Genomic DNA, 18,519 nt, shown 5'->3' on the forward strand with positions numbered 1-18,519 from the left:
CGCTATGTCTCGCATAGATGAAACCAAGGAATTCATTCCGGTTCGCATCGCGGTGCTGACCGTTTCGGACAGTCGATCGCTGGATCAGGATCGTTCGGGGCAGGTGCTCGAAGATCGGCTCAAGGCTGCTGGGCATATCTTGGCGGATCGCAAGATCATTCAGGATGAACGCGACCAGATCGCCGATCAGCTGCGCGCCTGGGTCGCGGACCCGCAGGTGGATGCTGTGATTTCAACCGGTGGCACGGGCTTGACGGGTCGCGATGTCACAGTCGAAGCACACCGCGACGTCTATGAAAAGGAAATCGAAGCCTTTGGCACCGTGTTCACAATCATTTCGATGGAAAAGATTGGCACCAGCGCGGTCCAATCGCGCGCCACGGGCGGTGTCGCGGGCGGTACGTATCTGTTTGCATTGCCCGGTAGCCCAGGGGCCTGCAAGGATGCCTGGGACGGGATCCTGTCCATGCAGTTGGATTATCGCCATTTGCCCTGCAATTTTGTCGAAATCATGCCGCGTTTGGAGGAACACAAGCGACGGAAGTGATGTGTTGGCGCGTGTAACGCTGTGTAAACGCTTTGTGGGTTGGAGAATTCTTGGGTCGATACTAGGTTATAGGGGGTCGACCCAAAGCCCGAATAAAGGATTGCCATGCGGTTTCTGCGACACAGCCTTGTCGGGGTTTTTCTGGCGTCAATGACGCTGGCCCTGCTGCTCTATGCGGGGCAGTTGGTCATGCAGGCGGTTCAAACCCGGCTGAACAATGAACGTCCGGCACCGCCCCCGCGGGAACGGGTGTTCGCGGTCAACGTGGTAACGGCCTTTTATGATCGGACGACCCCGGTGCTGCTTGCCTTTGGGCAGATCCAGAGCCGCCGGTCGCTGGAGCTGCGTACGGTGATGCGGGGCCGTGTCATCCATCTTGCCGACAGCTTTGTTGAAGGTGGAACAGTGAACGCTGGCGAGGTGCTGGTACAGGTTGACCCGGTGGATGCGCAGGCGGCACTGGAACGGGGCCAGGCCGATTTACAGGATGCCGAAGCGGAAATTCGCGATGCAGCGCGCAACCTCGAACTTGCGCGTGCCGAATTGGTGGCAGCCCAGGATCAGGCGGACCTGCGTCAGCGGGCCTTTAAACGCCAACAGGATTTGCAAACGCGCGGAGTAGGCACCGCCGCCGCCAGCGAAGCCGCCGAGCTGACCGCTGCGTCGGCTCGTCAGGCGGTTCTGTCGCGTGGTCAGGCCGTGGCCCAATCCGAGGCGCGGGCCGACCAGGCCCAAACCCGACTGGCCCGCGCCCGAATTGCATTGTCCACAGCACAGAGAGATTTGGACGAGACAACCGTCCGCGCGGCCTTTGATGGGACGTTGCAAGGCGTGTCTCTGGTCGAAGGACGGCTGGTGTCGGCCAACGAAAAGCTTGCCGAACTGGTGGATTCCAAGGCATTGGAAGTGGCGTTTCGCATATCGACAGCCCAATATGCCCGATTGTTGGACACCGCGGGTGATCTGATCTCAGCCCCAGTGACTGTGTCATTGGATGTCACCGGCGCGGATCTCGAGGCCTCTGGCGTCATCGTGCGTGACAGCGGCGCAGCAGGCGAAGGACAATCCGGTCGGGTGATCTTTGCGCGGCTTGAAGCAGCACCGGGGTTCAAACCTGGAGATTTTGTAACCGTTGCCGTTCAGGAACCAGAGATTTCCAATGTTGCCCGGGTTCCAGCTTCGGCGTTGGATGCGGCGCGCACAATTCTGGTTGTGGGTCCAGATGATCGTCTTGAGAGCCTGCAGGTGGAATTGGTGCGGCGTCAGGGGGATGACGTTTTGATCCGTGGCGATGGTCTGGCCGGGCGCGAGGTGGTGACCGGGCGCACCCCATTGCTGGGTGCCGGAATCCGTGTGCGGCCTCTGCGTCAGGAAAGCGCGCTGAAACCCGAGGCTGCAATGCTGGAATTGAGCGACGAGGATCGCGCCCGTCTGGTTGCATCGGTGCAGGCCAACGACCGTATGCCCCAAGCTGCCAAGTCCAGAGTGTTGGAACAGCTGGCGGCGGCCAAGGTGCCCGCAGGGCTGGTGCGACGGATCGAAACCGGTAGCGGGGGCTGATCGGTCATGGTGCGTGACCTGCCCAAATCCGCAGGGGGGCTGCTGAGCTATTTTACCCGGCACCGGACAGCGGCCAATCTGTTGCTGGTGATCCTTTTGATCCTGGGCGTTGCTGCGATCCCGCGTATGCGGGCACAGTTTTTTCCCGATGTGATTGTCGATAACGTCAGGGTTTCGGTGGCCTGGGACGGTGCTGGTCCCGAAGACGTGGACCGGGCCATCGTACAGGCGCTGGAACCTGCTTTGCTGGCGGTGGATGGGGTCGAGACATCGGCCGGTATTTCCAACGAGGGTCGCGCCACCATCATTCTGGAGTTCGAACCGGACACAGACATTGAACGCGCTACGGATGAAATTCAAGATGCCGTTGATGCGGTGACGATCCTGCCCGAGGATGCCGATGACCCGGTGGTCAGGCCCAGCGTTTGGCGCGACAGGGTTACGGATGTGGTGATCACAGGGCCGGTAGATCCGGCGCAATTGGCATTGTTCGCGGATGAATTTGTTGCCCGGCTGTTCGAAGTCGGAGTCACGCGGACCACGATCCGCGGATTGGCAGCACCGCAGACTTTGGTCGAGATTCCTTCTGCGAGCTTGATCGCCCATGACATTACCATGGCTCAGATCGCCGAAGCCATCGCCGCCGAAGTCAATGCCGACCCGGCCGGCGATGTGGCGGGGGCCAATGCAAGGGTGCGCACGGGCACCGAAAAACGCTCGGCCGAAGATGTGTCTGCCATTGTGCTGCGATCAAACCCGGATGGTTCGACGCTGACCATCGAAGATATTGCCCGGGTGAGCCGCCAGGGCGTGGACCGAAACCGGACCTATTTTGTTGGTGAACACCCGGCGATGTCGATCCGCATTGACCGGTCCAGCTCGGGCGACGCGATCGGTGTCCAGACCCAGGTCGAAGACGTAGCTGCCGAGATGCAGCTGTCACTCCCCCAGGGGGTAACGGTCGAATTGATCCGCACCAGGGCCGCGGCCATCACCGGGCGTTTGGATATTCTGATCGATAACGGCTTGGTCGGGCTGGCGTTGGTGGTCTGCCTGCTGTTTCTTTTTCTCAATGCCCGTATTGCGTTCTGGGTCGCGGCGGGCATTCCGGCGGCGATGTTTGCCGCTATTGCGATCATGTATGCTGCTGGTTTGACCATCAATATGGTCAGCCTGTTTGGGTTGATCATCACGTTGGGCATTGTGGTGGATGATGCCATCGTCGTTGGGGAACATGCCGATTTCCGGGCCCGGCGCCTGGGGGAGCATCCGGTTGTAGCTTCGGAAAATGCGGCGCGGCGTATGGCTATGCCGGTGTTGGCGGCGACGGTCACCACGGTCATTGCGTTCTTTGGTCTCACGGCCATTGGGGGTCGCTTCGGAGAATTGATCCGCGACATTCCCTTTACCGTGATTGCCGTGTTGCTGGCGTCGCTTGTCGAATGTTTCCTGATCCTTCCACATCACATGAGCCATGCAATCGCTCATTCAGCCAAGCAGCATTGGTATGATATTCCCAACCGCGTGGTAAACGCGGGGTTCCGCTGGGTGCGAGACCATCTGTTCCGTCCTTTGGTCGCCTGGGTGATCTGGGCGCGCTACGCCGTTGTCGCGGGGGCGTTGGTGATTTTGGCCAGCCAGATGGCCCTGTTCATCCAGGGTGACGTGAAATGGCGGTTCTTCAACGCCCCTGAACGCGGGTCCGTGACCGGGAATTTCGCCATGGCCGAAGGGGCCACGCGTGAAGACACGCTGGCGATGATGCGCGAAATGCAGCGTGCGACCGAGGCGCTGGGCGTCGAATACGCTGACCGCTATGGGTTGAACCCGTTGGACTATGTGATGGCGGAAATCGGCGGCAACGCCGGACGCGGCCTGTCCGGTGTGGAAGCCAAGGATAAGGACCTGTTGGGCGGCATATCGATTGAATTGATCGACGCCGATTTGCGACCGGAGTACTCCAGCTTTGCCTTTGTTGGTGAACTGCAAGACCGGGTGGTGCGTCATCCTTTGGTCGAAACCGTGTCGTTTCGCGGTTGGCGTTCAGGTCCCGGCGGAGACGCGCTGGACGTGCAGTTCTTTGGTTCGGATGTGGATACGCTCAAGGCAGCGTCGGAGGACCTGAAAACTGCGCTGATCCGATACCCGGAGGTTTCGGCCGTCGAGGACACGCTGGCCTATGACAAAGAAGAGCTGATCCTGGATCTGACGGCACAGGGGCAGGCGCTGAATTTTACCATCGACAGCCTTGGGCGGGCTCTGCGGGCGCGTTTGAACGGGATCGAGGCCGCGACCTATCCCGACGGACCCCGATCCGCGACGATCCGGGTCGAATTGCCTGAGGGAGAGCTGACGGCCGATTTCCTGGAACGAACCCTGTTGCGATCCCCGCAAGGGATCTATGTGCCGCTTGCGGATATCGTGACAGTGAAACAGCGTACCGGGTTCTCGTCGGTGCGGCGCGAGAATGGTGTGCGGGTGATCTCGGTCAAAGGTGACATTTCCGAAGACGACCCGGCCCGCGCCGAAGCGATTGGTGAAGCGCTGGAGACCGAAATCCTGCCCAAGATTGCCAGCGAACGCCAGGTGGAATGGCGCCTGTCGGGGTTGAGTGAGCAAGAGGATGAATTCCTGCAGGAGGCACGGACTGGATTGATCCTGTGTTTGAGTGGCATTTACCTGGTGTTGGCCTGGGTCTTTGCCAGCTGGACCCGTCCGTTGGTGGTGATGGCGATCATCCCGTTCGGGTTGGTCGGCACGATCTGGGGGCATTACATATGGGAAGTGCCGCTGAGCATGTTCACGGTTGTCGGCCTGTTGGGCATGACCGGGATCATCATCAACGATTCCATCGTTCTGGTCACCACGATTGATGAATACACCAAGGACCGGGGCCTGTTTCCGTCGATTGTCGAAGCCACGGCTGACCGGTTGCGCCCGGTTCTACTGACAACGCTGACGACGGTTCTGGGACTGGCCCCGCTGCTGTACGAACAATCCCAGCAGGCCCAATTCCTGAAACCCACAGTGATTACGTTGGTCTATGGGCTGGGTTTTGGCATGGTTCTGGTCCTGCTGGTTGTTCCGGCGCTGGTTGCAATGCAACGAGACGTGGCCCGTCCTTTTGCCGCGCTGCGCCGGACGTTGCGCAGCGGTCGTGGACCAATTTTGCCGGTGGTGGTCTCAGGTATTCTGAGCTTCGGATGGCTGATTGCAACATTGGGGTGGGCGATGGTTCAGGGTGGCATCCACCCGATGCTGGCTGAACACGTGCCACCGCTGGCTGACATGGCTCCGATGCGTGCCGGATTGGCTGCGTTTGTTGTTGGGATGGGTGGGATTGTAGCGGTGGTTTATGTGATGTCTGCCGCCGTTTTCGCCCGCAAGACGGCCAAAGGGCCAGTCTGATTTGCCTGTTTGAACCTCAGCCCATGTGGCGCTGGGCAAGCCGGGCAACATCGACAACCTGATCCAGCAGATCAAGACCGGCAGTTTCGAGACCGTCAACGGGATACCACCCGGCCTGTGCTGCGTCATCGGCGGCAACAGGTTGACCCGAGACATAGTCGCACAGCACCGCAGTCAGCAAATAGTGGGCGCTAATTCCACCAGTTTCATTCCGCGCAATCACGTCGATATTGGTGAGATACTGCCGTGGCCGGGCGATGACACCCGTCTCCTCCAGCAATTCACGGGCGGCAGCCTGCATAGCGGTCTCACCCAATTCCACGTGGCCGCCGGGAAATCCCCACATTCCGGCGCGAGGTTCCTTGCCCCGTTGCACCAGGATGACCTGCTGCTCGTGACAGACGACAGCAATGGTTCCCAATACCGGGCGGATCATCCGGGAGTGCAGCCCTGAATGTCGACGGCGTGGTTGCGCCCCAGAACGGTGATGCGAATCTGAGACCGGTCTAGCGCATAGGGTTCGCCGCTGGAATGAATCAGCTCGGTGGTGGCGACCAAGGTATTGCCGTGACGTTCGGAGGCTGTGTGCGAGGCCCAGATGTCTGGGCTTCCGGGTTCGATTACCGCCACTTCGGTGCCACCTGTCGATGGCATGGAAATGCGGGCTTCGACCTGCATCCCGTTGCGCGTCGGTTTGAGACGACATGTGGCTGCGGTCACGCCTGCCTCTGCAGAAGAATACGGGCGCGCCGCCAATGCTGCCAGGATGGATGGATTGCGATCGGCGTCCAGATCCAGGGTATGATCAAATTTCAATTCCGACGGGACACAGACGTCTTTGCAGATCCCCAACTCCATTCGACCCTTTAGCCGGATTGGTCGACCTGTGGTGTCGGGTGTGATCTCGATTGGCAGGGTCAACTGATCGACATAGCCGATGGTTTGCATCCCTGACGTTGAAAACACCTGTGGTGTCGGCCACGTGATCGCAATATTTCCCAAATTGCGTGACCCACGCCAGGAAAAACTGGGTGGGATTCCGGCATCACCGGGCGAACGCCAATACGTCTTCCAGCCATCGGCCAAGGTCAGGCGCAAAGCGGCGCGATAGGTGCCGGATTGGGTTGCCCCACCATCCAGCACTTCGATCTTGACCAGGTCATCCAGCGGTCCGGCAATGGCAGCCGGCGCACAAAACGCCATCAGACAGGCAGCAAGCGATATCTTCGGTGCAAAACTCATGCGCCATACATGCGCATTGGAGAATGAAATGCCAAGTCACGTTATGGTTAGGGCCTGCGCGAGGGAAATGTTTCGACGCATCAGCATACGGGCTCTTGATTGCGACGGTTTGGGGCGTCATTGTTGAATAGTGACAAGCAGTTGCCAGACTCGGCGCTGATTGATCAAGCAACAACCCGCAGGCGGAACCAGATGGATCTGACAGGCAAACTTTTGATTGCGATGCCCGGCATGGGTGACATGAGGTTCGAACATACGGTGATCTACCTGTGTTCACACTCAGACGACGGTGCAATGGGGCTGATCGTCAACAAGGCAGCTGTGGATGTGCGGCTGGCCGAATTGCTCAAACAGCTGGAAATCAAACCCGAATCCGAAGAGCGGGCCAACCTGCCGATCCATTTCGGGGGACCGGTCGAAACCGCGCGCGGGTTTGTTCTGCACACGGCAGATTACGATGCCAGCCTGCATTCAATGCATGTGGACGAAGCTTTTTCAATGACTGCGACGCTGGATATTCTCGAAGATATCGCAGCCGGTCGTGGCCCGCGCAAAGTATTGATGATGCTTGGGTATGCAGGGTGGGGGCCGGGGCAGCTCGAAGACGAGATTGCCAAGAATGGCTGGCTGACGACGGATGCCTCCCAAGATCTGGTTTTTGATGTGGATGACAACACCAAATGGGAAGCCGCGCTGCAATCCCTGGGGGTCGACCCGCTCAGCCTGTCGGGCAGCGCGGGCCACGCCTGATCTGAATTTGCACAGATCGCTGCAAGAAAGCTGACGTTTGCGCCGGTTCAATCCCGTGGTGCGGCCGCGCGGCGCAGCCTGTCATTGATCGCGACGCCCAGCCCACGGTCGGGAATAGGTGCGACGGCGATCGGTTTGCCCATGCCATCCAGACGGTGCAGATGCCCGAACAGATTGGCCGCAGCTTCCAGCAAATCGCCAGCAGCAGACAAGTTCAGATCGCATATGCCAGGACCAAATCCCAAAAACAGCTCTCCGGGTCTAGGAGTTTGGGCGTTCAGTCGCACGGATGCTGTCGGCGCGTAATGGGACAGCAATTGTCCCGGTGCTGTCAGTGGATCTCCAGCATCATGCGCCACCAGCTTTCGCCCCAGGGCAGCCTCTATTGCCTCGGCGGGCACTCCGCCAGGCCGCAACAACATCGGATTGTCCCCAGCCAGCCCGATGATCGTGGATTCCAATCCGACAGAGCAGGGCCCGTCATCCACAATGGCAGCGATCCGGCCGCTAAGCCCGTCCGCAACATGCTGTGCGGTTGTCGGGCTGATCTTGCCGGATGGATTGGCGGATGGAGCAGCCACCGGTCCGCCGACCTTGTCCAACAGGCGTTGGGCTGTTGGATGCGCGGGCACCCGGACGGCCAGTGTTGGCAATCCGGCTGTCACCAGTTCTGACACCCCGTGACCAAGGCGTAGCGGTAGAACCAGCGTCATCGGTCCGGGCCAAAAGGCGCTGGCCAGCATGTCGGCCCAATCGTTCCATTGGACCAGTTGCTGGGCTGCAGCGACCGAAGCGACATGTGCAATCAATGGGTTAAAGCTGGGTCGCCCCTTGGCGGCATAAATGGCAGCAACCGCCTCTCCCAGTCGTGCATCCCCCCCCAGCCCGTAAACGGTTTCGGTCGCAAACGCGACCAAACGCCCGGCGCGCAACAGGGCTGCGGCCTGGTCCAGATCGGCCTCGGACGGGCCAAAAGTGACGGTACGTTCTGGGTTCATGGCATGACGCGGCGTTTTGGTTGCTTGCATGGGGCGTGTCTTTAGGTAAGACGTCCAAGCCCACTTGATTACCGGTGCGCGGTGGAAATTCCAACCCCATCTGTGCCCTGACACGATCTGTGCCCTGACCTGCAACTCGGTTGCCAAGCCTGCAAAGAGGACGCCCATGACCTATCGCGCCCCCGTCTCCGATTATCAATTCCTGCTGAACCATGTGGTCGGGTACGATCAGGTGTCCGCAACCGATCGGTTTGGAGAAGCCTCGGATGATCTGGTCAGCGCAATCCTGGCCGAAGCAGGCAAGATGACCGAAGAGATCATGGCCCCCCTGCAACGGGGCGGCGACCTGGAGCCGGCCATTTTGGAAAATGGCGTGGTGCGGACTTCTCCGGGTTTCGCCGATGGTTGGAAGCAGATTGCCGACGGGGGGTGGATCGGAATGAGCGCCCCGGTGGACCACGGCGGCATGGGGTTGCCGATGACCCTGACCACATCTGTCAATGAAATGATGTCGGCTGCCTGTCTGTCGTTGCAACTGGCCCCCCTGATGAGCCAGGGCCAGATCGAAGCACTGGAACATCACGCCAGCGCCGCGCTCAAGGACTTGTACCTTCCGAAACTGATTTCGGGGGAATGGGCCGGAACAATGAACCTGACGGAGCCCCAGGCCGGATCGGATGTCGGCGCGCTAAACTCAAAGGCAACGGACAACGGCGACGGAACCTATGCGGTGACCGGGCAAAAGATTTTTATCAGCTGGGGCGACAACGACATTACCGAAAATGTGTGCCATCTGGTCCTGGCGCGGCTGCCCGACGGGGTTCCGGGGACCAAGGGAATCAGCCTGTTTCTGGTGCCGAAACACATCCCCGACGATGACGGTGCTCCCGGCGTGGCCAACAGTCTCAAGGTCGTGAGCCTGGAACACAAGATGGGCCTGCATGGCTCGCCCACCTGCGTGATGCAGTTCGACGGGGCCAAGGGGTGGCTTGTGGGCAAGGAACACGGCGGCATGGCCGCGATGTTCACAATGATGAACAACGCCCGTCTGGGTGTCGGCGGTCAGGGTGTTGGTGTGGGCGAAGGTGCCTATCAGCACGCGCTGGCCTATGCGCTCGAACGCAAACAGGGCAAGACACCCTCGGGCACCATTGTCGATCACGCCGATGTGCGTCGGATGCTGATGGAGATGAAGGCGGATCTGTTCGCCGCGCGTGCCATCCTGTTGGCCTGTTCTGTGGCGATCGACATGCAGACCGCCACTGGCAATGCCGAATGGTCCGCCCGCGCAGCTTTTCTGACACCGATCGCCAAGGCGTTTTGCACGGATACGGGCATTCGCATTGCGGAAACCGGGGTTCAGGTGCACGGCGGCATGGGCTTTATCGAGGAAACCGGGGCGGCGCAGTATTACCGTGATGCCCGCGTGACTGCGATCTACGAAGGTACCAATGGCATCCAATCCATGGATCTGGTGGCACGCAAGATGATGGATGGCGGCGACATGGCGCACGCTCTGATTGATGAGATCGAGCATCAGGCCGAGCGCGCCCGAACCACCCATCCGAACATGGCTGAAAGCGTCTGGCAGGCGTGCGAAAGCCTGCGCGAAGCCACCGAGTGGGTGACGGAGCAGACCGACATGCAGGACCGTTTTGCCGGGTCTGTGCCATATCTCAAGGCGTTCGCCCGGGTGTTGGGCGGCCATTATCACCTGACTGCTGCCATGGCAGATCTGGGCGGGCCGCGCGAAAAGCTGGCGCGGTTTTATATCAACAGGATGCTGCCCGAACATACGGCGCTGCTGGCTGCCGCGACCGAAGGGGCTGCGACGACCTTTGCCCTGACCCTTGATGAACTGGCGGGTTGATTCGTGACCAGCGTTCCCGAAGTTTCCGTTCGCACCCCCTGGGAAACCCCGCCTGCTCAGGGCGAGGCTATCGAAGTCGCCGAAGGCGTGTTGTGGATGCGTCAGCCGCTCCCGATGAAGTTGGACCATGTCAATGTCTACGCGCTGGATGATGGTGATGGCTGGACCATTGTCGACACCGGGTTTTCCACCCGAAAATCCCGGGCGATCTGGGAGGAGCTGATGGCAGGCCCGCTCCAGGGCAAGCCGATCAAACGGGTTGTGGCGACCCATCACCACCCTGACCACATCGGGTTGGCAGGTTGGTTTCAATCCGAACATGGCTGCGAATTGGTCACCACCCGCACCGCTTGGCTGTTCTCGCGGATGCTGACGCTGGATGTGCAGGAGGAATGGCCGACCGAGACATTGGCCTATTACCGCAGTGCGGGCATGGATCACGAGATTTATGAGGCACGCGCCAAGGATCGGCCGTTCAATTTTGCGGATACGGTCTATCCCATGCCGCTGGGGTTCACCCGGATCAAACAGGGTGACGTGTTCCGCATGGGTGGGCGTGACTGGGACGTGCATATCGGCAATGGCCACGCCCCCGAACACGCCACATTCTGGAGCCGAGATGACAATCTGGTGATCACCGGCGATCAGATCCTGAGCTCCATCAGCCCCAATATCGGTGTCTATGCGACCGAGCCGATGGCCGATCCACTGGCCGATTGGCTGGAGGCCTGTGAACGTCTGATCCATCTGGCGCGCCCGGATCACCTGGCTTTGGGGGGGCACAAGCTGCCGTTCATGCGGTTGCCGCTGCGGATGCGCCAGCTGATCGACAATCACCACGGGGCGCTGGAACGGTTGCTGGATCACCTGGACAAACCCCAAACCGCCGCGGATTGCTTCTCACCTTTGTTCAAGCGCAAGATCGGTACCGGTGAATACGGGCTTGCCTTGGTCGAGTCGGTGGCCCATGTAAATCATCTGTACTGTATCGGTCAGGTGACCCGCACCAAACGCGAAGACGGGGCCTGGCTGTATCAGCGCAAGTGAGGCGCAATTAGGGGAGTAGCGGCCATGGACAACGAAATCTCAACCTCGGCAGAGGCGCTGGAAGCAGCAATTCTGCCCTGTGTGCACGAAGTTCACGCCGACCCCGAAGCCTGTGCCGGGTTGAAAAATGTTCCCGAACAGATGGCACAACCCGCTGACCACAAAAGCCCGTCGCGATGGGCCTATGAACGTCTGATCCTGTATATCCGCAATTTCGAAGAGCAACTGGATGGCGAACACGAGGTTGCCATGGGGTTTGTCGGTGGCAACACCGGAGTGCTGCGGATCGAAGGGCTGGGGTACTACGACCCGGATATCATCACGTTCTATGGTTCGGATGATCATGGCGCGCGTACCCAATTGGTTCAGCACGTCAGCCAGCTGAATGTGATGTTGCGGGCCTTGCCGCGACCCAGCCAGGCAGCACCAGCCCGCCGGATCGGGTTTCGTCTGGCCTCGGATCTTGGGGACGGCTGAGAGCGGTTCTTTCCGGTTCATTAACGAGCCGGGCCAAACATACTCTTGTCTCTCGGCGCGTGGTCGCGTTCTATGAACGTCCAATTGTCGGAGCCAAGTGTTTTGAATCACCTGACTGTCGTTTTGCAAGCCTACGCCCGGGCGTTGTCACGGTGGCGTCTGGTTCTGCCGCTTTATTTGTTGCTGCATGGGCTGTCTCTGGCCCTGATCGCTCCGATCATGGGGCTGTTGATCAATGCGGCAGTCGCCTTGTCCGATCAACCGGCGCTGACAGATCAGGATATTGCCTTGTTCCTGCTCAGCCCCGCCGGGTTTGTCATGGCATTGGCCGTGATGAGCGCGCTTTTGGTTGCGGAAATCGCGGGTTTTTCGGTCATGGCCGTTGCCCTGCGGACCAAAGGTGACACTGGATGGGCCGTCGTGCGCAGCGCGATGTTGCTGGTCTTTGTGCGGCGGTTGCGGTCGTTGGCGATTTTCTCGGGCATATTCGTTTTGCGTGTGCTGGCCGTGGCGTTGCCGTTTGCTTTGGTTGGGTTGTTGGTGGCGCTGTGGTATCTGACCGAATTCGATATCAATTATTATCTTGCGTTTCGCCCCCCTGAGTTTCTGTTTGCCATCGCGGTCATCAGTGTGCTGGGATTGGCCATGGCGGTGGCGTTGCTGTTCCGCCTCAGCGGATGGGCTCTGAGCCCGCATCTCGTATTGTTGGAAGCACGCTCGCCCCGGCAGGTATTTGCTGAGAGCCGCGCACGCATGGCCGGATTGCGCGGGCGGTTGCAGGTCCAACTGTTGATTTGGTTCCTGATCCGGCTGGCAGTGTCCAATCTGTTGCTGGTGGCAACTGGCCTGGCATTGCGGACATTGCCCATGGCCCAGGGCGAAACCCTGTTCAGCGTGGTTCTCGTGGTGCTTGGGCTGTCGGGTATCTGGGCGATTGCCAATGTAATCCTGGGTGCCATGGCATTAAGCGCATTGGCTGTTATTCTGGACGGGTTTTATTCCGCCAGCGGTCCCGGAACTGCGCAGGATGTCGATGTGTCCAAGGTTGGTTTCAACCCACGCACGGGGGTCGTGATCTGCGTCGCCGGTCTGGTCTTGATTACAGGATTGTGGTCGGCTCAGAATCTGCTGACCTCGGTCAAGACCCAGGATCAGGTCCAGATCATTGCCCACCGAGGGGCGGCGGGCAGTAAACCGGAAAACACCCTGGCCGCGGTTGAACAGGCGATCAAAGATGGCACTGACTGGGTTGAAATCGACGTTCAGGAATCTGCCGATGGGCAAATCGTCGTCATGCATGACAGCGATTACATGAAGGTCGCAAATAACCCGACCAAAGTTCGCCAGGCCAGCCTGGAGGAGCTGAGACAGATCGACATCGGCAGCTGGTTCGACCCGGCCTATGCGGATCAGCGAACGCCGACGCTGCACGAAGTTCTGGAGCTGGCCAAAGGGCGCGCACGGGTGATGATCGAGCTGAAGCATTATGGGTATGATGTCGATCTGGAGCGCCGAGTTGTGCAAGTGGTCGAAGCACTGGGCATGGCGAACCAGGTGGCGATCATGTCTCTGAACTATCCCTCGGTGTTGAAAGTGCAAAATCTCCGGCGTGACTGGCAAACAGGTGTCTTGGCCGCATCCAGCGTCGGCAACATGGCCGGGTTGCAGGGGGATTTTCTGGCTGTACGTGCCGCCATTGCCAGCCCTGGGCTGGTCAATGCCGTGGGGTCGGCGGGCAAGGAGCTGTTCGTCTGGACAGTCAACGACCCGCTTGGCATGTCGCGGATGATTTCAAAGGGTGTCGATGGCATCATTACCGACGAACCGGGTATGCTGCGTGAAGTGCTGGAGGTGCGGGCCGAACTGAGCAGCGCCGAACGGCTGGTCTTGTGGTTGGCGGCCGAGCTGGGTGTGAAGCTGAATGTAAAAGAGTATCGGGATGGCGCGCCTTAACCTGTTGCTGATCCTGAGTTTGTGTGCCGCGAGCAATAGCGGTTGGGCGCAGGAACAGCCGGCGGCGGGCTGGTTGACCCGACTGGAGTTGAAGGAACATCAAAAGCTGATGACGCTGATGTCCCAGGGCGAAGAGCTGGCACCATTTACCACTGACGGGTGCAGCGGTGGAATGTCGTGGATCTGGGAACGGGCGGTGCGGAATTTTCCGGAACTGGGGACGACTGACGGCACCCGTCCCGAATGGGAAAACTGCTGTGTCATCCATGATCAGGCCTACCACGACGCCTCGGGTGCGACGCAGGCCGAAGAAAGCTATTTGGCCCGTCTGATGGCGGATCAGGAATTGCAGAGTTGCATCCGGGACATCGCCAGCCGACCGATTTCTGGGGGCGTGCCGCTTACTCCGGATCTGGGGGTCTTGTACGAACGGCTTTCGGTGGCAATGTTTTGGGCGGTGCGATTCGGTGGAGAACCCTGTTCCGGTTTGCCCTGGCGTTGGGGATATGGGTACCCCAACTGCTGAAAACCCGCATTTCCACATATTGGCGCGACGATTGGACCGTAATGTGGGCCCTGTGATGCATTGACGACGTGACACAGATTTGCGAATTCGGTATCCAACAGGAAAGCTTCGCGAATAGGATTACCGAGATGGCAGAACACAAGCACGGCGAAATGGACATTTCCGTTCAGGAAAAAACCTATGACGGCTTCATCAACTTCACCAAATGGTCCGTGATTGTCATTCTGGCCATTCTGGTCTTCATGGCGATTTTCACGTCCTGATTTTTGCCTGACCGGAGGTTGCCCCCAGTGCGCATGTTTTTGATACTTGGGGCGGTCTGTCTGGCGCTGGGCGCCTGCACGCGCCCACAGCAACCCAACGCAGATGATGCAACGATTGCAGCCGTGTCGTATCGGGACCCCGGTCCCGCGACATTGACGTTGTACACGATGGTCAACAACCGGTCCGGGCAGGGGGCACATGCCTCGTTGATGATCAACGCATCCGAACGGGTCATCTTTGATCCCGCAGGGTCGTTCAAGGCCGACATCATCCCCGAGCGCAATGATGTGCTATTTGGTATCACACCAGCCGCAGAAAAGGCCTATCGTGGCTCGCACGCACGAGAGACGCACCATGTTGTGGTCCAGACGCTGGAAGTAACCCCCGAACAAGCGCAGATCGCCTATAATCTGGCGCTTCGGGCGGGGCCGGTCGCTGGGGCTTATTGTGCCAACTCCACAGCAACGATCCTGAAACAGGTTCCGGGTTTGGAATCGATCAATGTCACCTTTTACCCGGTGAAACTGGCCGATCAGTTTGGTACCCTTCCCGGGGCGGTCACCAAGAAATATTACGAAAATGACAGCGCGGATTTGCAAGAAGGGCTGGCCCAGAACAATGCAATCCTGAACGCTCAGGCTGCGGCGGTGACCGAATAACCTTGATGCATTTGTGCCAGGGTTTTATCCTTGGCCGGCGCAGTCTGATCAGCCCATCAGCCAAAGCAGACTGAACAAAGTACCGGCACCGGTTGCGATGGCGAACATCACATTGCGGGTGATCAACCCGATTGTCAGCGTTGCCAAGGCCGCAATCAGGCGGGGAGGATCGGTTTCGCCCTGGGTCGCTGTCGGCCACAGCACCAGCGGTGCCACCAATGCCGGAATGATTGCGACCGCCGTATAGCGCAGGTGCCGCATCAGCCATGCGGGCAACGGGCGATCTCCCATGAACCCGATAAACACGAACCTCAGGGCAAAGCTGAACACCGCCATACAGATAATGACGATCCACAGCGTGGTCGGGTCGATTGCGCCTTGGGTGCTCATTTGGTGACCCTTTCAGTTTGAAATGACCGACGTGATAGCATCAGTTCGGTTTGCGCCCCGGCCATCATGCCCAGCACTCCGGCCACGATCAGCCCCAGATTATAGGGAAGCCAGGCAGCCAGAAGCGCGGTCACAATGGCCACCAGCGCGGCAACCACATGGGCTCCGCTGCGAATCATCGGGGCGACCAGGGCCAGAAAGGTGATCGGCAAAACAAAATCCAGCGCCCAGCTGTCGGGGACCTGCGACCCCAGCAGGGCTCCGGTCAGGGTCGCCGAATACCACAAGGGTGCGATTACCGCATTGGTGCCCAGGAAATAGGCCATCCGCTGTTGAATTGTCATGTCCGGTTCGGTTTCAAACTGAACGATGGACAGCGCATAGGATTGATCCACCATCAGATAGGCGGCACAAGCGCGTTGCCACAGCGGCGCAGCCCCCAGGTACGGCGTCAACGAGGCCGAATACATCGCCACCCTCAGATTCACTGCCAGCGCCGAAATCAACACAATCACAGTGGGTACATTCTCCTGCATCAATTGCAGAGCGGTGAACTGGGCCGATCCGGCAAACACGGTCAGCGAAAAGGTCATCGCTTCGATCACCTTGAGCCCGGCCTCGGCAGCCAGGACACCGAACAACATGCCAAACGGCCCGGCCACCAGCACAAAGGGGGCGCTGTCGCGCACACCTTTCCAAAAGGCGGATTTGGGAGTGGTGAAGACCATGGCTTGCCCCTAGATTGCAGGAGGATAGGGGTAAAGCGGAATGGATGGGGGCGCAATTGGCCACAGAAGATAATACGGCAGAGTATCTGATTGCACCCGACCCGGGGGCCGCGCGGTTGACACGTGCGGTGCGGGGGGTGGATCACACCGGCGCGGTCTCACAAATCCATGTGGTCGAAGAGCGCCCGTTGACCATCTTTTTGAATTCACAGGAAATCGTCACGGCAATGACCATTGGCGATTATCCTGATTATCTGGCGCTGGGGTTTCTGCGCAATCAGGGCATGTTGCATGACAGCGATGTGATAACCCGCGTCGACTATGACGAAGATCTGGAAACGGTGGTGGTCCGGACGGAAATCGAAACCTCCTACGAGGAAAAGCTCAAGAAGAAGACCCGAACGTCCGGCTGTGCCGTGGGCACGGTGTTTGGCGACATGATGGATGGACTGGAGAACATAGAACTGCCTGCCACCCCCGTGCGGACCTCGTGGCTTTATGCGCTGGCGGCCAAGATCAACCGCACCCCGTCGCTGTATCTCGAGGCAGGTGCAATCCATGGCACTGTGCTGTGTCATCGCGATCGCCCGCTGGTCTACATGGAAGATGTGGGTCGCCACAATGCGGTCGACAAGATCGCAGGTTGGATGCTGAGCGAGAAGGTGCAGGCGGCGGACAAGATCCTGTATACCACGGGGCGGTTGACGTCGGAAATGGTGATCAAGACTGCGATGATGGGCATCCCGGTTCTTGTATCACGGTCGGGGTTCACCGCCTGGGGGGTGGAGATCGCCCAACAGCTGGGCCTGACCCTGATCGGCCGCATGCGCGGTCAGCGGTTCATCTGCCTGTCCGGAGAGGACCGGTTGGAGCGCGATGTGGATCCGGGTTCGGTGGCCGAAGAAGACCGCAAGACACGCCGCAAAGGCGCGGATGGTTAGGCCGGGACAATTGAGCTGATGAGAGGGAGCAGCACATGACACAGCCTTTGGGGGTCATCTTGGCCGGAGGTCTCGCCACGCGAATGGGTGGTGGTGACAAGGGTTTGTTGACCTTGGGTGGCAAAAGCCTGCTGGCACATGTTGTGGACCGGCTGGAACCCCAGGTGTCCGGTCTGGTGCTGAACGCCAATGGCGATCGGGCCCGTTTTGCCGGGCTGGGTCTGCCGGTTGTGGCCGACAGCATCGACGGGTTCGCTGGCCCTCTCGCCGGGGTGCTGGCGGGGCTGGATTGGGCGGCAGAGCAGGGGGCGGACTGCATCGTCACCGCGGCCGCTGACACACCGTTTTTTCCGTGCGATCTGGTGGTGCGCCTACAGGGAGCCGCCGCGGGGATGGCGCATCCTCTGGTTCTGGCCACCACGCCGCGATCAGGGGCAGAGCTGAAATCGGGCGGCAAGAGCAAGGTCAATCGCCACCCGACCTTTGGGTTGTGGCCGGTGGCCTTGCGCGATGATCTGCGGGCTGCTTTGGTCGATGGCCTGCGCAAAGTGGTGGCCTGGACCGATCAGCACAACGGGCGCGAGGCGTTGTTTCCTGCCGAGCCGTTTGACCCGTTCTTCAATGTGAACACACCCGAAGATCTGGAGCGGGCCAAGGGGTTATTGTCATGAAGGTTTACGGAGTCACGGGCTGGAAGAACTCGGGCAAGACCGGGTTGATGGAACGGCTGGTGGCGGAATTTTGTGCCCGTGGGTATTCGGTTTCAACCATCAAACACGCCCACCATATCTTTGACGTCGATCAAAAGGGCACCGACAGCTATCGTCACCGTGCTGCCGGGGCCTGCGAAGTCCTGCTGGCGTCGGGTCGACGGGTGGCATTGATGCAAGAGTTGCGCGATGCGCCTGAACCCCCACTGGCTGCTTTGCTGGCACGTCTGTCCCCGGTCGATCTGGTGCTGGTGGAAGGCTACAAGCGCGAAGCGCACCCCAAAATCGAGGCCCATCGCGGTGAGACAGGCAATCCGTTGATCGCCACGGATGATACCAGCATTCGGGCGGTGGCCAGTGATGCGCCGCTTGACCTGGACAGGCCGGTGTTTGACCTGAACGATACAGGTTCGGTTGCAGATTTTATTCAGGGTGAATTGGGGCTGTGA

The 18,519-nt window shown here is 59.6% G+C and carries 19 protein-coding genes; 14 read left to right on the top strand and 5 right to left on the bottom strand.

What is annotated here, in order from left to right; translation table 11 throughout:
- Positions 1-4 precede the first annotated feature (4 nt).
- The 3 genes from moaB (at position 5) to QEZ52_RS04945 (ending at position 5,515) form a co-directional block, all read left to right on the top strand.
- Positions 5-547 (top strand): molybdenum cofactor biosynthesis protein B, encoded by a 543-nt coding sequence (gene moaB / locus QEZ52_RS04935; RefSeq protein WP_406648367.1) that lies wholly within the window; start codon positions 5-7, stop codon positions 545-547.
- 105 nt (positions 548-652) lie between these two features.
- A complete protein-coding gene (locus tag QEZ52_RS04940; RefSeq protein WP_406648369.1) occupies positions 653-2,107 on the top strand; it encodes an efflux RND transporter periplasmic adaptor subunit in 1,455 nt (484 codons plus the stop codon).
- A 6-nt stretch (positions 2,108-2,113) separates the two neighbouring features.
- Positions 2,114-5,515, top strand: a complete 3,402-nt coding sequence (locus tag QEZ52_RS04945) for an efflux RND transporter permease subunit (protein ID WP_406648371.1) — start codon at positions 2,114-2,116, stop codon at positions 5,513-5,515.
- A gap of 16 nt (positions 5,516-5,531) precedes the next feature.
- Here the strand turns inward: QEZ52_RS04945 and QEZ52_RS04950 are convergent, their stop codons facing one another.
- Positions 5,532-5,951, bottom strand: coding sequence for an NUDIX hydrolase (locus QEZ52_RS04950; protein WP_406648372.1), 420 nt, complete (start codon positions 5,949-5,951; stop codon positions 5,532-5,534).
- Positions 5,948-6,757, bottom strand: coding sequence for a protein-disulfide reductase DsbD domain-containing protein (locus QEZ52_RS04955; protein ID WP_406648373.1), 810 nt, complete (start codon positions 6,755-6,757; stop codon positions 5,948-5,950). The genes QEZ52_RS04950 and QEZ52_RS04955 overlap by 4 nt, the downstream gene beginning before the upstream one ends.
- A gap of 159 nt (positions 6,758-6,916) precedes the next feature.
- On the opposite strand from QEZ52_RS04955, the gene QEZ52_RS04960 reads away from it, so the two are divergent.
- Positions 6,917-7,507: a YqgE/AlgH family protein gene (locus QEZ52_RS04960; RefSeq protein ID WP_406650317.1), complete on the top strand. Its 591-nt coding sequence runs from the start codon at positions 6,917-6,919 to the stop codon at positions 7,505-7,507.
- Between the two features lie 47 nt (positions 7,508-7,554).
- Here the strand turns inward: QEZ52_RS04960 and QEZ52_RS04965 are convergent, their stop codons facing one another.
- Positions 7,555-8,505 carry an L-threonylcarbamoyladenylate synthase gene (locus QEZ52_RS04965; protein ID WP_406650321.1) on the bottom strand — a complete coding sequence of 317 codons (951 nt, stop codon included), beginning with the start codon at positions 8,503-8,505 and terminating at the stop codon, positions 7,555-7,557.
- A gap of 166 nt (positions 8,506-8,671) precedes the next feature.
- Here QEZ52_RS04965 and QEZ52_RS04970 point away from each other — a divergent pair, with 166 nt between their 5' ends.
- The 7 genes from QEZ52_RS04970 to QEZ52_RS05000 all read left to right on the top strand — a co-directional run bounded on the left by QEZ52_RS04970 (position 8,672) and on the right by QEZ52_RS05000 (position 15,301).
- The gene (locus QEZ52_RS04970) at positions 8,672-10,375 is read left to right on the top strand and encodes an acyl-CoA dehydrogenase (protein ID WP_406648374.1); all 1,704 of its coding nucleotides are present in this window, start codon (positions 8,672-8,674) and stop codon (positions 10,373-10,375) included.
- Between the two features lie 3 nt (positions 10,376-10,378).
- Positions 10,379-11,422: an MBL fold metallo-hydrolase gene (locus QEZ52_RS04975; RefSeq protein WP_406648375.1), complete on the top strand. Its 1,044-nt coding sequence runs from the start codon at positions 10,379-10,381 to the stop codon at positions 11,420-11,422.
- A 24-nt stretch (positions 11,423-11,446) separates the two neighbouring features.
- A complete protein-coding gene (locus QEZ52_RS04980) occupies positions 11,447-11,899 on the top strand; it encodes a DUF6173 family protein (protein WP_406648376.1) in 453 nt (150 codons plus the stop codon).
- Between the two features lie 102 nt (positions 11,900-12,001).
- A complete protein-coding gene (locus tag QEZ52_RS04985; protein ID WP_406648378.1) occupies positions 12,002-13,852 on the top strand; it encodes a glycerophosphodiester phosphodiesterase family protein in 1,851 nt (616 codons plus the stop codon).
- Positions 13,839-14,378, top strand: a complete 540-nt coding sequence (locus QEZ52_RS04990; RefSeq protein WP_406648379.1) for a hypothetical protein — start codon at positions 13,839-13,841, stop codon at positions 14,376-14,378. Before QEZ52_RS04985 ends, QEZ52_RS04990 begins: the two co-directional genes overlap by 14 nt.
- 128 nt (positions 14,379-14,506) lie before the next feature.
- Positions 14,507-14,641, top strand: coding sequence for an aa3-type cytochrome c oxidase subunit IV (locus tag QEZ52_RS04995; protein ID WP_406648380.1), 135 nt, complete (start codon positions 14,507-14,509; stop codon positions 14,639-14,641).
- Positions 14,642-14,674: 33 nt separating this feature from the next.
- Positions 14,675-15,301 (top strand): hypothetical protein, encoded by a 627-nt coding sequence (locus QEZ52_RS05000; RefSeq protein WP_406648381.1) that lies wholly within the window; start codon positions 14,675-14,677, stop codon positions 15,299-15,301.
- Between the two features lie 48 nt (positions 15,302-15,349).
- On the opposite strand, the gene QEZ52_RS05005 is transcribed toward QEZ52_RS05000, so the two are convergent.
- The gene (locus QEZ52_RS05005) at positions 15,350-15,691 is read right to left on the bottom strand and encodes an AzlD domain-containing protein (RefSeq protein WP_406648383.1); all 342 of its coding nucleotides are present in this window, start codon (positions 15,689-15,691) and stop codon (positions 15,350-15,352) included.
- On the bottom strand, positions 15,688-16,419 hold the full coding sequence (locus QEZ52_RS05010) for an AzlC family ABC transporter permease (RefSeq protein WP_406648385.1): 732 nt from the start codon (positions 16,417-16,419) through the stop codon (positions 15,688-15,690). Before QEZ52_RS05010 ends, QEZ52_RS05005 begins: the two co-directional genes overlap by 4 nt.
- 44 nt (positions 16,420-16,463) lie before the next feature.
- On the opposite strand from QEZ52_RS05010, the gene QEZ52_RS05015 reads away from it, so the two are divergent.
- Genes QEZ52_RS05015 through mobB form a run of 3 tightly spaced genes read left to right on the top strand, consistent with a single transcriptional unit; the run spans position 16,464 to position 18,519 of the window.
- Positions 16,464-17,360 carry a formate dehydrogenase accessory sulfurtransferase FdhD gene (locus tag QEZ52_RS05015; protein ID WP_406648386.1) on the top strand — a complete coding sequence of 299 codons (897 nt, stop codon included), beginning with the start codon at positions 16,464-16,466 and terminating at the stop codon, positions 17,358-17,360.
- A gap of 35 nt (positions 17,361-17,395) precedes the next feature.
- Complete coding sequence (gene mobA / locus QEZ52_RS05020; RefSeq protein ID WP_406648388.1) at positions 17,396-18,031, top strand: molybdenum cofactor guanylyltransferase MobA; 636 nt, start codon at positions 17,396-17,398, stop codon at positions 18,029-18,031.
- Positions 18,028-18,519: a molybdopterin-guanine dinucleotide biosynthesis protein B gene (mobB, locus tag QEZ52_RS05025; RefSeq protein WP_406648390.1), complete on the top strand. Its 492-nt coding sequence runs from the start codon at positions 18,028-18,030 to the stop codon at positions 18,517-18,519. Before mobA ends, mobB begins: the two co-directional genes overlap by 4 nt.

Source organism: Aliisedimentitalea scapharcae, assembly GCF_045277565.1.
Taxonomy (GTDB): domain Bacteria; phylum Pseudomonadota; class Alphaproteobacteria; order Rhodobacterales; family Rhodobacteraceae; genus Aliisedimentitalea; species Aliisedimentitalea scapharcae.

What these genes read in the sequence shown, in the direction of transcription:
- moaB (WP_406648367.1), top strand. Translation starts at nt 5, where the DNA reads ATGTCTCGCATAGATGAAACCAAGGAATTCATTCCGGTTCGCATCGCG.
- QEZ52_RS04940 (WP_406648369.1), top strand. Translation starts at nt 653, where the DNA reads ATGCGGTTTCTGCGACACAGCCTTGTCGGGGTTTTTCTGGCGTCAATG.
- QEZ52_RS04945 (WP_406648371.1), top strand. Translation starts at nt 2,114, where the DNA reads ATGGTGCGTGACCTGCCCAAATCCGCAGGGGGGCTGCTGAGCTATTTT.
- QEZ52_RS04950 (WP_406648372.1), bottom strand. Translation starts at nt 5,951, where the DNA reads ATGATCCGCCCGGTATTGGGAACCATTGCTGTCGTCTGTCACGAGCAG.
- QEZ52_RS04955 (WP_406648373.1), bottom strand. Translation starts at nt 6,757, where the DNA reads ATGAGTTTTGCACCGAAGATATCGCTTGCTGCCTGTCTGATGGCGTTT.
- QEZ52_RS04965 (WP_406650321.1), bottom strand. Translation starts at nt 8,505, where the DNA reads ATGAACCCAGAACGTACCGTCACTTTTGGCCCGTCCGAGGCCGATCTG.
- QEZ52_RS04970 (WP_406648374.1), top strand. Translation starts at nt 8,672, where the DNA reads ATGACCTATCGCGCCCCCGTCTCCGATTATCAATTCCTGCTGAACCAT.
- QEZ52_RS04980 (WP_406648376.1), top strand. Translation starts at nt 11,447, where the DNA reads ATGGACAACGAAATCTCAACCTCGGCAGAGGCGCTGGAAGCAGCAATT.
- QEZ52_RS04990 (WP_406648379.1), top strand. Translation starts at nt 13,839, where the DNA reads ATGGCGCGCCTTAACCTGTTGCTGATCCTGAGTTTGTGTGCCGCGAGC.
- QEZ52_RS04995 (WP_406648380.1), top strand. Translation starts at nt 14,507, where the DNA reads ATGGCAGAACACAAGCACGGCGAAATGGACATTTCCGTTCAGGAAAAA.
- QEZ52_RS05000 (WP_406648381.1), top strand. Translation starts at nt 14,675, where the DNA reads ATGTTTTTGATACTTGGGGCGGTCTGTCTGGCGCTGGGCGCCTGCACG.
- QEZ52_RS05005 (WP_406648383.1), bottom strand. Translation starts at nt 15,691, where the DNA reads ATGAGCACCCAAGGCGCAATCGACCCGACCACGCTGTGGATCGTCATT.
- QEZ52_RS05010 (WP_406648385.1), bottom strand. Translation starts at nt 16,419, where the DNA reads ATGGTCTTCACCACTCCCAAATCCGCCTTTTGGAAAGGTGTGCGCGAC.
- QEZ52_RS05015 (WP_406648386.1), top strand. Translation starts at nt 16,464, where the DNA reads ATGGGGGCGCAATTGGCCACAGAAGATAATACGGCAGAGTATCTGATT.
- mobA (WP_406648388.1), top strand. Translation starts at nt 17,396, where the DNA reads ATGACACAGCCTTTGGGGGTCATCTTGGCCGGAGGTCTCGCCACGCGA.
- mobB (WP_406648390.1), top strand. Translation starts at nt 18,028, where the DNA reads ATGAAGGTTTACGGAGTCACGGGCTGGAAGAACTCGGGCAAGACCGGG.